Origin of the sequence: Moorena sp. SIO4G3 (genome assembly GCF_010692305.1) — a bacterium.
GTDB lineage: Bacteria > Cyanobacteriota > Cyanobacteriia > Cyanobacteriales > Coleofasciculaceae > Moorena > Moorena producens_A.
Map to the genome: position 1 here is coordinate 1 of NZ_JAAHIG010000301.1, position 10,757 is coordinate 10,757.

The 10,757-nt window shown below is 44.0% G+C and carries 18 protein-coding genes; 8 read left to right on the top strand and 10 right to left on the bottom strand.

Features of this window, described 5'->3' with window-relative positions:
* Positions 1–197 precede the first annotated feature (197 nt).
* The 4 genes from F6J99_RS33755 to F6J99_RS33770 all read right to left on the bottom strand — a co-directional run bounded on the left by F6J99_RS33755 (position 198) and on the right by F6J99_RS33770 (position 2,269).
* Complete coding sequence (locus F6J99_RS33755) at positions 198–329, bottom strand: hypothetical protein (RefSeq protein ID WP_293119640.1); 132 nt, start codon at positions 327–329, stop codon at positions 198–200.
* A gap of 745 nt (positions 330–1,074) precedes the next feature.
* Positions 1,075–1,830: an alpha/beta fold hydrolase gene (locus F6J99_RS33760; protein ID WP_293119642.1), complete on the bottom strand. Its 756-nt coding sequence runs from the start codon at positions 1,828–1,830 to the stop codon at positions 1,075–1,077.
* Positions 1,817–2,023, bottom strand: coding sequence for a hypothetical protein (locus tag F6J99_RS33765; RefSeq protein ID WP_070391064.1), 207 nt, complete (start codon positions 2,021–2,023; stop codon positions 1,817–1,819). The genes F6J99_RS33760 and F6J99_RS33765 overlap by 14 nt, the downstream gene beginning before the upstream one ends.
* 96 nt (positions 2,024–2,119) lie before the next feature.
* Entirely contained in the window at positions 2,120–2,269 is a 150-nt protein-coding gene (locus F6J99_RS33770) for a hypothetical protein (RefSeq protein ID WP_293119645.1), read from the bottom strand.
* A gap of 351 nt (positions 2,270–2,620) precedes the next feature.
* Here F6J99_RS33770 and F6J99_RS33775 point away from each other — a divergent pair, with 351 nt between their 5' ends.
* Positions 2,621–2,755 carry a hypothetical protein gene (locus F6J99_RS33775; protein ID WP_293119647.1) on the top strand — a complete coding sequence of 45 codons (135 nt, stop codon included), beginning with the start codon at positions 2,621–2,623 and terminating at the stop codon, positions 2,753–2,755.
* On the opposite strand, the gene F6J99_RS33780 is transcribed toward F6J99_RS33775, so the two are convergent.
* The 3 genes from F6J99_RS33780 to F6J99_RS33790 form a co-directional block, all read right to left on the bottom strand.
* Complete coding sequence (locus tag F6J99_RS33780; protein WP_293119649.1) at positions 2,736–4,082, bottom strand: alkaline phosphatase PhoX; 1,347 nt, start codon at positions 4,080–4,082, stop codon at positions 2,736–2,738. The two genes, F6J99_RS33775 and F6J99_RS33780, sit on opposite strands and share 20 nt — an antisense overlap.
* Positions 4,083–4,107: 25 nt before the next feature.
* Positions 4,108–4,647 (bottom strand): pentapeptide repeat-containing protein, encoded by a 540-nt coding sequence (locus tag F6J99_RS33785; RefSeq protein ID WP_070391062.1) that lies wholly within the window; start codon positions 4,645–4,647, stop codon positions 4,108–4,110.
* A gap of 195 nt (positions 4,648–4,842) precedes the next feature.
* Entirely contained in the window at positions 4,843–4,986 is a 144-nt protein-coding gene (locus F6J99_RS33790) for a hypothetical protein (protein ID WP_293119652.1), read from the bottom strand.
* Here F6J99_RS33790 and F6J99_RS33795 point away from each other — a divergent pair.
* From F6J99_RS33795 to F6J99_RS33825, 7 genes are all read left to right on the top strand, one after another.
* On the top strand, positions 4,985–6,550 hold the full coding sequence (locus F6J99_RS33795; protein ID WP_293119654.1) for a SagB/ThcOx family dehydrogenase: 1,566 nt from the start codon (positions 4,985–4,987) through the stop codon (positions 6,548–6,550). The two genes, F6J99_RS33790 and F6J99_RS33795, sit on opposite strands and share 2 nt — an antisense overlap.
* Before the next feature lie 11 nt (positions 6,551–6,561).
* Positions 6,562–6,774, top strand: coding sequence for a hypothetical protein (locus tag F6J99_RS33800; RefSeq protein ID WP_293119656.1), 213 nt, complete (start codon positions 6,562–6,564; stop codon positions 6,772–6,774).
* A 112-nt stretch (positions 6,775–6,886) separates the two neighbouring features.
* Positions 6,887–7,024, top strand: a complete 138-nt coding sequence (locus F6J99_RS33805; RefSeq protein ID WP_293119658.1) for a hypothetical protein — start codon at positions 6,887–6,889, stop codon at positions 7,022–7,024.
* A gap of 23 nt (positions 7,025–7,047) precedes the next feature.
* Positions 7,048–7,197 (top strand): hypothetical protein, encoded by a 150-nt coding sequence (locus tag F6J99_RS33810; RefSeq protein WP_293119660.1) that lies wholly within the window; start codon positions 7,048–7,050, stop codon positions 7,195–7,197.
* Positions 7,198–7,804: 607 nt separating this feature from the next.
* Complete coding sequence (locus F6J99_RS33815; protein ID WP_293119662.1) at positions 7,805–8,143, top strand: hypothetical protein; 339 nt, start codon at positions 7,805–7,807, stop codon at positions 8,141–8,143.
* Between the two features lie 671 nt (positions 8,144–8,814).
* Positions 8,815–8,946 (top strand): hypothetical protein, encoded by a 132-nt coding sequence (locus tag F6J99_RS33820; protein ID WP_293119664.1) that lies wholly within the window; start codon positions 8,815–8,817, stop codon positions 8,944–8,946.
* Between the two features lie 18 nt (positions 8,947–8,964).
* On the top strand, positions 8,965–9,150 hold the full coding sequence (locus tag F6J99_RS33825) for a hypothetical protein (protein ID WP_293067217.1): 186 nt from the start codon (positions 8,965–8,967) through the stop codon (positions 9,148–9,150).
* 733 nt (positions 9,151–9,883) lie between these two features.
* Here F6J99_RS33825 and F6J99_RS33830 read toward each other — a convergent pair.
* The 3 genes from F6J99_RS33830 to F6J99_RS33840 are packed head-to-tail and all read right to left on the bottom strand — an operon-like array spanning position 9,884 to position 10,362.
* The gene (locus F6J99_RS33830; RefSeq protein WP_293119666.1) at positions 9,884–10,042 is read right to left on the bottom strand and encodes a hypothetical protein; all 159 of its coding nucleotides are present in this window, start codon (positions 10,040–10,042) and stop codon (positions 9,884–9,886) included.
* A gap of 7 nt (positions 10,043–10,049) precedes the next feature.
* Positions 10,050–10,247: a hypothetical protein gene (locus tag F6J99_RS33835; protein WP_293119668.1), complete on the bottom strand. Its 198-nt coding sequence runs from the start codon at positions 10,245–10,247 to the stop codon at positions 10,050–10,052.
* Positions 10,213–10,362, bottom strand: coding sequence for a hypothetical protein (locus tag F6J99_RS33840; protein WP_293119670.1), 150 nt, complete (start codon positions 10,360–10,362; stop codon positions 10,213–10,215). The genes F6J99_RS33835 and F6J99_RS33840 overlap by 35 nt, the downstream gene beginning before the upstream one ends.
* Between the last annotated feature and the right edge of the window lie 395 nt (positions 10,363–10,757).

Consider the following 10,757-nt stretch of genomic DNA (forward strand, 5'->3'; position numbering starts at 1 on the left):
TCCTAAAGGGCAGGGTTTGCACCTGCATCCGAAGGACAGTTAGAACTTTTTGAGGTATTTTACCTCGCGAGTCCCCTAGCTTATACCCCTCCCGTTTCGGGAGGCTCCTAGCTAGAACGAGCCGCACGGGAACTCAGACTGGTCAACTACAAGCTTTCACAAGCTCCCGTCATAATCCGATAGGATTTGACGGTGAGTCATTGACCATCCAACAGTTGTAATAAATCGGCTAAATAAGCAGCAGGAGAATAAACTGAACGGGCTTCATTTCCTTTTTGGAAGTCAATTTCTCCAAAAATCCGCTCATAGCTTGGTAATTGTTTGGTCATATCTGCTCCTACTTATTCAGACAGAGTCTTTATATCAACTCTGTACTGCTGCTCCTTAATATCTTCAAACACGATATTAAGGTTTTACTAGTCTTGTCAATACTTTTTTTATTACGAAATATTAATCGATATATAGCAAAGGGACTCTATTAAAAGCTGGTCAAAAGCTTGTGCTCCCCGCTCGCGGTGGCCTACGGCCTCCGCTACGGGAACACCAGATGGGGATTTCAAGGAAAAACTTAAGGAATCAGCGTAAGCATATGCGCTACGCGCACGCGTGCGCGTTCAGCCGTCAGCCGTCAGCCGTGAGCTTTTAGCTCACGCGTGCGCGTTCAGCTTAAAATAAACCTAGAACGATAAAATTTAAAGGTGCGCTTGACCCATTAAGAATTAAATTCGCCACGGGTCTCACCTAATAGTTCCAGATTAATCAGAACTGAAAGTCTGGGGAAAATTCCATGACTCGTGGCACAGGCTTAGAACCTGGGATGAATTAGCTGATAGCTGATAGCTGATAGCTGTTCGCATAGCGTGCGCGTAGCGCAATAGCTGTTCGCATAGCGTTGCTGATTCTGGGTATGGTTGCGCCCCCCTAGCCCCCCAATTCTGGGGGGAACAAAACTTTCTTGCGTCCCCCAAAGTTGGGGGATTTAGGGGGCTTTAATAAAACCAGATGATCGCGGATTCATTCCTTAATTCAGCAACGCCGTTCGCATAGCGTGCGCGTAGCGCATATACTTACGAATCACCTATGGGCGATCGCAAACTTTGTGATTAGCTCCAAAAGCTGATTACACTCCTTTTTATTATTAATAAAGAAATGGCCACCAGGAAACATGTGTATCGTGAAAGTGCTACTGGTAAGGTCACCCCAGGCAGCAAGCTCATCACTGTTGGCGTCGGTATCCTCCAAACCTCCGAAAACAGATATCGGACAATTAAGTGGGGGTTCGCTAGTGTAGGTATAGGTTTCGTTAATCCCGAAATCAGCTCGCAGGATCGGTAGAAACAGCTCCATTAGCTCCTGGTTTGCTAGCACAGTCTCTGGTGTGCCATTATATTGACGCAATTCTTCGATTAACTCAGACTTGGGCAAGTTATGAAGGGGACGTTTTCGAGCAGGTACTTGAGGAGCGCGGCGACCGGAAATGAACAGGTGTCGAGGACTCGGGGCTTCCTGGCGGCGGAGTTGACGGGCTAATTCCAAACTGATTATTGTTCCAAGACTGTGACCAAAAAAGGCGAAGGGGATATCTAGATAGGGCAATAACGCTGGTGTTAGGGTTTCAATCAGGGGCAATATACCAGTAACCAGGGGTTCCCGCAGTCGCTTGCCCCGTCCAGGGAGTTCCACTGGGCAGACTTCGATATCCGGTGCCAATTGGTCTGGCCAAGTGCGAAAGCTAGAAGCAGCACCACCAGCAAAAGGAAAGCAAAATAGACGCAGGTGGGCTTTAGGATTGGGTTTTGGGCGAGTGATCCAAGAGTTAGTAGTAGTCATTGGTTATTTTGAAGAGAACAGGGAGTAGGGAGTAGGGAGTAGGGAGTAGGGAGTAGGGAGTAGGGAGTAGGGAGTAGGGCACAAAATTCTCACAATTAGCTGATAGCACCTCAAGTAGCATCTCAAGTAGCGCATTAGCTGATAGCTGACGGTAACTTTGACTATGGTAGGGTAGGTAATCAATAGACTTCACCGCAGTTGTCGGTAAATGGATCACTTTTGTAATACAAGATAATAGGCTTAGTTGTTATAGCAATTCTAGGACTGGTGAGGTACAATTTTATGGTTTTTAGGGAGCAGGGAGCAGGGAGCAGGGAGCAGGGAAGAGGGAAGAGGAACCCACCCCTAACCCCTCCCAGGAGGGGAAGGGAAGAGGGAAGAGGGAAAAACTAATGTGTACCTCATGAGTCCTAGAAACGCTATATTTCACCAAGCCCATAAATAGTTTACATTGAACCTCCCTTGATTTTAAAATAATTGAGAACCAGTTAAGCGATCGCTATAACATCCCAAAATTCCTTTATATCTGTTAGACAAAAGCCAATTTAATTGGAGTAATCATTATAGGGTTTTCCCGCCTAATGAGATAAACATTTTTTTATGTTCCCTGTTCCCTAAAATCAAAAAATTTGTAGTTTACCTAATTTAAAACCGCTATAATTACAAAAAAAACTCTCATATCTTTATGAGAGCAAAACTATGAAATAAAGCTGAGAATTTTTATAATAACGGTTGTCATCTTGACACAACAACTTAGAAATAAATATACAGGGATTCTAAATGAATTGTAGTGATTTTTGATGCCATATTACCTGCTCCCTACTCCCTGTTACCTACTCCCTACTCCCTACTCCCTACTCCCTACTCCCTACTCCCTGCTCCCTGCTCCCTGTTCCCTACAAACTCTAAACCCAAGGGCCCTTAATTGCGAATGTGATACCAGGCTCTTGAATGTTCACAAACATGATCCGACCATTGGGTGAGAAGCAAGCACCAGCAAACTCACTGTTGTTAATCGCATTCCGTGCCAACTGGTAAAGCTCACCTTTAGGATTAACCCCAACTAGGAATTGGTCACCACCACCATCTTCACAAAGGATTAGATCTCCAGAAGGACTAATGGTCACATTATCTGGGTGTTCTAGTAAGCTGCGGTCATGGGACTCAACAAACAGTTCAATGGTGCCACCCTCTTGGGGAGTGCTACCAGGAACATAGCGCCAGACTTGACCAGCTCCATTGGCCCATCCAGTCTCTGGATTTAAAGAACCACCACTAGTACAGGTAAAGTAAACTTCATTATTACCGTACCATGCCCCTTCTCCCCTGGTAAATTGGGTTGCTCCTTTAGCAAAACCTTCAACCCGCACAGTATCTTCTTTGGGGTCTACATCCTCAATCCGAACCCATTCTACTGCCATGGGCTTACCGACAGGGAAGTTTTTAACCGTGATTTTCTGAAATGTTTCCTTGATCTTTAATGCCTCTAGTACACCGCCTGCTTTTAAGTTGCCTGGTTCCTTGGGAATAAAACGATAGAACAGGCCATCCATCCGGTCTTCAGTCTGATAAACAATCCCAGTATTGGGATCTACTGCAACGGCTTCATGGTTAAAACGACCCATTGCCACTAGAGGCTCAGCTTGCACTACTTGACCGGTAATGGGCACTTCAAAGTTATAGCCGTGCTTCATGGAAACACTTCTGGGGTCATCTACCGGATAAGTGGTGGGAGTAACGGTGCTTTCTTCACAAGTAATCCATGAACCCCAAGGGGTTGGTCCACCACTACAGTTTCGTTCAGTACCAGCCAGGGACGTGTACTGTTTGACCAGTTGACCATTGGCTCCCACTACTAGTGTTGTGGTCCCACCGAGACACATGGGGTCATACTTGATATACTCTACTGCTACCAATCCATGTTTATCCAGTTGATGGGGGCTAAGTTCATGATTGCGCACCAGGACAGTATTGCCTCCCGGTGCAGGAAAAGCCCCCATGCCATCGGGTCTACCAGGCACCAAATTGCTATCACTCATGGTGTCACCGGTGCGGGATAAAACTTTATAGCTAAATCCGGCTGGCAGGTCTAATAATTGATTAGGGTCTGGCTGAAGTGACCCGAAACCTTTAGCTCGAAATGATTTACCAAGGGCCTTCTTGGCAAAAACCTCTTTCAACGGGGATGCCAGAATTACACTGGCGGTGCTAGCACTGGCTAAGGCAAAGAAGTGACGTCGTGATAAAGTCATTGGTGAATAACGGATAGGTTTTTGATCACTCAGACAGATCTGCTCTGTGGCCATCAGGATAAATCGTGGAACTATCCAAGTAGGCATCACAAAGATCGACGTTTTCGGCTCGAAATAAGTTGCAACCCCTCAACTGTGCCTTAGTAAGGATAGCTCTTTTCAGGTTAGCATTACTTAAATTGGCATGGCTGAGATTGGCATGGCTCAGGTCAGTGTCCCTCAAATCTGCTGCTTGGAGATTGGCACCAGCTAGATTTGCGCCCTGTAAATTGGCACGACGTAGATTTGCTCTGAACAGATTGGCATTCTGAAGATCCGCCCCAGAGAGATTGGTCTGGTAGAGTTGGGCATCACTTAACTGAACTGCTTGAAGTTGAGCTTGCTGCAACTTGGCTTGACTTAGATTAGAGTAGGGCAGGTAAGTCTTTTTAAGATTGCTGCTGGTCAGGTCAATTCCTTGTATATTTGCTTCAAACAGGTCAGCTTCACTGATATCTACTCCACTAAAGTCTCGTCTACCCCTAGCATATTGTTCAAGTAACTCGGCTCCACCAATCTTTTTCATTGCGCTATATTATATAGGTCAGCTTTTGCCGCCCAATACCAATTTATACAATAATGTCAATGCGTATTTATGCTTAATTATTGTATAAAGGTATAACTTTGTAGCGCCTTACACAGTTAATTATAATTCTTTTTTAATATTTGTAAATATTTACTACGGATAACAAAAAATATTTGACAATATAAGGTATTTATTTTAAAATAAAGATAAAAAATTTTTTTTACCTTTAGGTAGGGAACAGGGAACAGGGAACAGGGAACAGGGAAGACAGAAGAGGGAACAGGACAAAAATGCTGTCAAGATATAAAGCGAAGCTTCCTGTTCTGTTGCAACTAACATGTCACAACCGCCAGTATCAATCGCTCAGCACTACCACGAGCGCACCAAATATGCTCCAGAAACCATATCAGCCAAAAATAAGGGCTTAGACTGGGAGAAGCAGCCGATACCGTTTAAAGACTACAAAGTTGGGACTAACTTTGACCTAAAACCATACTTCTCACAAGACCGGGAGCAGTTTACCTCTGAACCGAGTAAAACTTGGTGGCGGCTGTCCCAGTTACTACTGTGTAGTTATGGTTTGACAGCTAGGGTGGAGACAATGGGACCACCACTTTATCTCAGGGCAGCTCCCTCTGCTGGTGGCTTATACCCAGCTGAAGTTTATTTGATTTCCCGTGGTACTCCCGTATTACCAGCAGGACTGTACAACTATCAGTGTCTGAGCCATTCTCTAGTTCATTTTTGGCAGAGTGATGTTTGGAATGCACTGCAAGAGGCTTGCTTCTGGCACCCAGTTTTGGAGAGTACGGAACTGGCTATTGTAATTACAGCGGTGTTTTATCGCTCTGCCTGGCGCTATGAAGACCGGGCATACCGCAGGATTTTTCTAGACACTGGTCATCTGCTAGGTAACATTGAGTTAGCTGGGGCTTTGAGTGATTACCGACCTCACCTCATTGGTGGGTTTGCTGATGAAAAGGTTAATGAACTGCTTTATCTAGACCTGGAACAAGAAGGAGCGATCGCAGTAATCCCCCTGGCCGATCAGCTTAAAGTTGAACAAAACTTGCCCATCGCCCCAACTGTGTTGCCATCTCCTACTGAGGTTAATTACCCAGACATTCCAGATGGGGAATTATTGGGGTATTTGCACCGCGCTACGGAAATTAAAGAGGGTGGTGATTGGAAAGCTAAGGATAATACTGTAAAGAGTACAGAAATTGACCAGCAGTTAGAAGACAAGTACAACTTTCCGTTTTGTGATAAAGTTTCAACGGCTACAAACCCCATAGATTGGGGGGAGTTAACCAAGTCAGGTAATGCTCCGAAAGCCTGTTTAGATACTATTCTAAAACGACGCTCTACCCGAGCTTATAGTGCAGCTAATCTGACCTTGGATGAGCTAAAAGCTCTTCTAGATTTTACCTACCAACCTCAGCATTACATTGAGCAAGGGTTAGATGGAACACCCGATTATTTTGATTTAAGTTTAATTGAAACATTTATAGCAGTATCTGGAGTAAATGACCTAGAAGAAGGCTGCTATTATTACGCCCCTAACGCTCAAGAATTGCGGCAAATTCGCTTTAAAAACTTCCGGAAGGAATTGCATTTTCTCTGTTTAGGGCAAGATTTGGGTCGAGATGCCAGAGCAGTGGTGTTCCACACCGCAGACTTACAAAAAGCAGTGGCTCGATTAGGCGATCGCGCTTACCGTTACTTGCACATGGATGCTGGTCATCTAGGACAGCGGCTGAATCTAGCAGCTATTTACCTGGGTTTAGGAGTAAGTGGTATTGGTGGCTTCTTTGATGACCAGGTCAATGAAGTTTTGGGTATTCCTGTTGATGAAGCGGTTGTTTATATTACAACTTTGGGGCGTCCTAGAACACGGCTTTGAGGTTTCGGGAGTTGGGGAGATGGGGAGATGGGGAGATGGGGAGATGGGGAGGTGGGGAGGTGGGGGGATGGGGAGTAGGGAGGAGGGGAGATGGGGAGATGGGGAGAATTTTATTATTCTTTATCAAGGGTCATGGGCATCAGGCGTGGAATGGGCATCTTGCCCGTTATCAATATTTTCATTCTCAAGTAGAATGGGCATCTTGCCCGTTCCTGGTGGGGTAACTAATACCAGTTTTCAAAAGTAGCGTCATACTTACAATAAAAACATGACCATATACATTGGCTTTCGCAATCTGTATGTATGTCATGACTTTTTATTTTTGGTATAAGTTGAATGTACCTCATTACTGTTGAAAAACTCTATACCTCTCTTCTGTCAGTCTCCGATGACTCTCGATTCCCGATTCCCGATTCCCGATTCCCCACTCCCGTTTTTAAACAGAAAACCCCAACTAGGTGCCACGCTTTGTAGCCAGCTTGTAGCTGGGGTTTTCGTTGTCAAAAAAGTCTCATTTTTCGGCGGCGTGCCAGGTAACCGAGACCGGTGAATTAGCCAGGATTTCAGGTCAATTAAGCCGTGCCAATCGACCGCCCACCACTGATAAAAAAGACTTTGGACATAAGGTCGATGTATTGCTATGCTAGCCGTCTATGTTCTCTGGCTTGCACACCCTGCAACTCGCCCTTCCTATAAAGAAAAACGAAAAACGTCCGCCTTTTACCTTTTTTTCCTCCTCGTATGACAGTAGTAGGAGGTCGGTTTCTAGGCTTGGTCTGGTTTCTAGATCTAGGATCTTTATCTTTTCTTCCATGTACACTCACTCATCAGCTTAGTGTAATCTGTGCTCTTTAACGAGAGTAAAATATCAGAGGAAGAGAAGTCAAGGCTTTTTTTACATTTTTTTTCTAGTTAATAGTTTTTGAGTTTTAAGTCAATTTAAATAAGGTTAATTGTAAATTAGATAGGAAAACATGTCAAGGCTTTTTTTACATTTTTTTTCTAGTTAATAGTTTTTTTTAGCAGGTGCCACTTAATGGCACATCTTATTCAAATCAAAGCCTGATAATGTAAGGGTTACAAAGATTAAATAAGCCTTCACAATTAGCCAACTAAGGGGTACTCTAGAGTCAGAGTAGGTAACAATCGGGGAATCGGGAATCGGGAGTCGGGAATCGGGAGTGTGAGGAGATAGGGAGATAGGGAGATGGGGATAATTTTTGTTTTGTATAAATAGGGGATGATTTTAATTGTGTGGAATGGGCATCTTGCCCGTTATCAATATTTTTGTGGAATGGGCATCTTGCCCGTTATCAAGATTTTCCCTTCCCGATTCTGTCAGTTTCCAATGACTCCCGATTCCCGATTCCCGATTCCCCACTCCCGTCTTTAAACAGAAAACCCCAACTAGGTGCCACGCTTTGTAGTAGGTTCCTAGCTGGGGTTTCTCAGAAGGAATCACATTTTTCAAAAAAGTCTTACAAGGGCAAGAGGTCGGTGGCGTGCCAGGTAGAAGACCCGGTCGTAGCCAGGGTTTCCCGTCAATTAAGACGTGCTAATCGACCGCCCATCGCCGATAAAAAAGACTTTTGACATAACGGAGAAAGATGTTTTGCGTTTGCTACAAAATACTACGCAAAAACTCCTGACGCACACCACGCAACGTACTCTGAATCGACCTGTTCACAAGAAAACTCAATCGTGGAAATTCTACAACAGAATGTCCGCCTTTTACCTTTTTTTCCTCCTCGTATGACAACTTTATTAGGAGGTCGGTTTCTTGGCTTGGTCTGGTTTCTATATCGTTGATCTGGATCAAATATTTCATGTACATCAAATCAGCTTATTGTAATCTGTGCTCTGTAACAATAGTCAAATATCAGAGGAAGAGAAGTCAAGGTTTTTTTTGACGTTTTTTTATAATTTTATGGAAAATTTTTAATAACTTTTTTTCTTTTTTTTGTTTCTTAAAATTTAAGCAAAGTATTACAGCATTTTAGGAGTTTAAAAACAGTTAAGTAAAGTAATAAATATTTGAATCTATTATTCTATTTAATAGATTCATTATTTTTACAAAAGTTAAGCAATAAATAATTTCATCTATTATTCTATTTAATAGATTCAGAGTAGGTAACAATTAATAGGTGCTTTATACGGGAGTCGGGAATCGGGAATCGGGAGTCGGGAGATGGGGAGATGGGGATATGGGGATATGGGGAGAATTCTTGTGTTGTATAAATGGGGGATGATTTTAATAGTGTAGAATGGGCATCTTGCCCGTGATCAATATTTGTGGAATGGGCATCTTGCCCGTTATCAATATTTTCGCTTCCCGATTCTGTCAGTTTCCAATGACTCCCGATTCCCGATTCCCGATTCCCGATTCCCCTCTTTAAACAGAAAACCCCAACTAGGTGCCACCCTTTGTAGCAGGCTCTACCGCTGGGGTTTCTCAGAAGGAATCAAATTTGTCAAAAAAGTCTCATCAAAAAAAGAGGTCGGTGCAGTGCGGGGTAACCGAAGACCCAGAATTAGCAAGGGTTTCCCGTCAGTTTATTGCTGCTAATCGACCGCCCATCGCCGATAAAAAAGACTTTTGACGCTTTGGTCGATGTTTTGCTAATTTAATCAGGGAAAAGCTCACCTACCCCCTTCCTAGGATCAACACCATGCCTCATAACAAGTGCACAAAATATGCTTTCCATGCAAATATATGCACCCCCCTATCACCCGATTGAGCTCGTCGGACGACAACTTTTGGAGGTCGGTTTCTTGGCTTGGTCTTGTTTCTAGATCTAGGATCTTGATCTTTTCTTTCATGCTATTGCTTTTCACTCCCAATCAGCTTAGTGTAATCTGTTCTCTTTGACAAGAGTAAAATCTCAGAGGAAGAGAAGTCAATGCTTTTTTCACATTTTTTTGCCTACTTAAGCATTTTTTAGAGTTAATAATTTTTTGAGTTTTAAGGAAGTGAAATTTATTTTTTTAGTTAAGCATGTGCCACTTAATGGCACATCTTATTCAACTCAAAATTTTGTCAGTCTTTAAACAGAAAACCCCAACTAAGTGCCACTTAGGTAGCAAGCTCTACCGCTGGGGTTGCTCTTACGGAATCAAATTTGTCAAACAAGTCTCCCGCAGAAAAAGAGGTCGGTGCCGGGGACCGGTGAAGTAGCCAGGGTTTCCGGTCAATTTATTGCTGCCAATCGACCGCCCACCGCCGATAAAAAAGACTTTTGACATAACTATAATGTTTTGTTAGCCATCCTGATTATCATAGGAACAAAAAAGGCAACCCCAACCCCCAAAACCCACCACGGCTCCTACTTGCCACTAAATGCCTGCAATATCATCAACAATAATCACTACAAACCCGACACCTCCACATACCCCTTTGAGGTCGTCTAGTGACAACAACTGTAGGAGGTCGGTTTCTTTGCTTGGTCTGGTTTCTAGATCTAGGATCTTGATCTTTTCTTTATTGGTACTCATTCTTTTATTACCCAACGTCACACTCGAAATTAGCATGGTGTAATCTCTGCTCCGCAACAAGAGTAATGGGAAAAGGGTGGGGTGTCAAATGAGTTAATTCTTGTTTATACGGGAGTCGGGAGTCGGGAATCGGGAATCGGGAATCGGGAATCGGAAAATCGGGATACAGATTATGGATGCGATCGCGTTCGCGAAGCGTGACCAAAGGTCAATCCCATAGAGTCGGGAATCGGGAAATCGGGAGTTGGGAGTCCGGAGTCGGGAATCGGGAGTCGGGAAATCTTGATCATGTCCGGTCTTGAAACAATAGTTGCACCCAAGCCGTAATCGCCTGGGTGTGGCTTTTTAAATGCCTGCCAGGCATTTTATATAGCGCTATACATAAACGGTTTGATATTGATACAAGCAGCAAAAGCTGTTTTAGTCAACTATAGCAAGTATTCTACTCATGAGGTACAAATCTCTGGGTTTTAGGGAGCAGGGAGCAGGGAGCAGGGAGCAGGAAAGAGTAAAGTCGGAAGAGGGAAGAGGGAAAAAATAATGTGTACCTCATAGCTATGATAAACGCTTTGCCTATTGCCTATGGTGCCGATTCCCGATTCCCGATTCCCGATTCCCGATTCCCGATTCCCGATTCCCGATTCCCGATTCCCGATTCCCGATTCCCGATTCCCGATTCCCGATTCCCGATTCCCGATTCCCGATTCCCGATTCC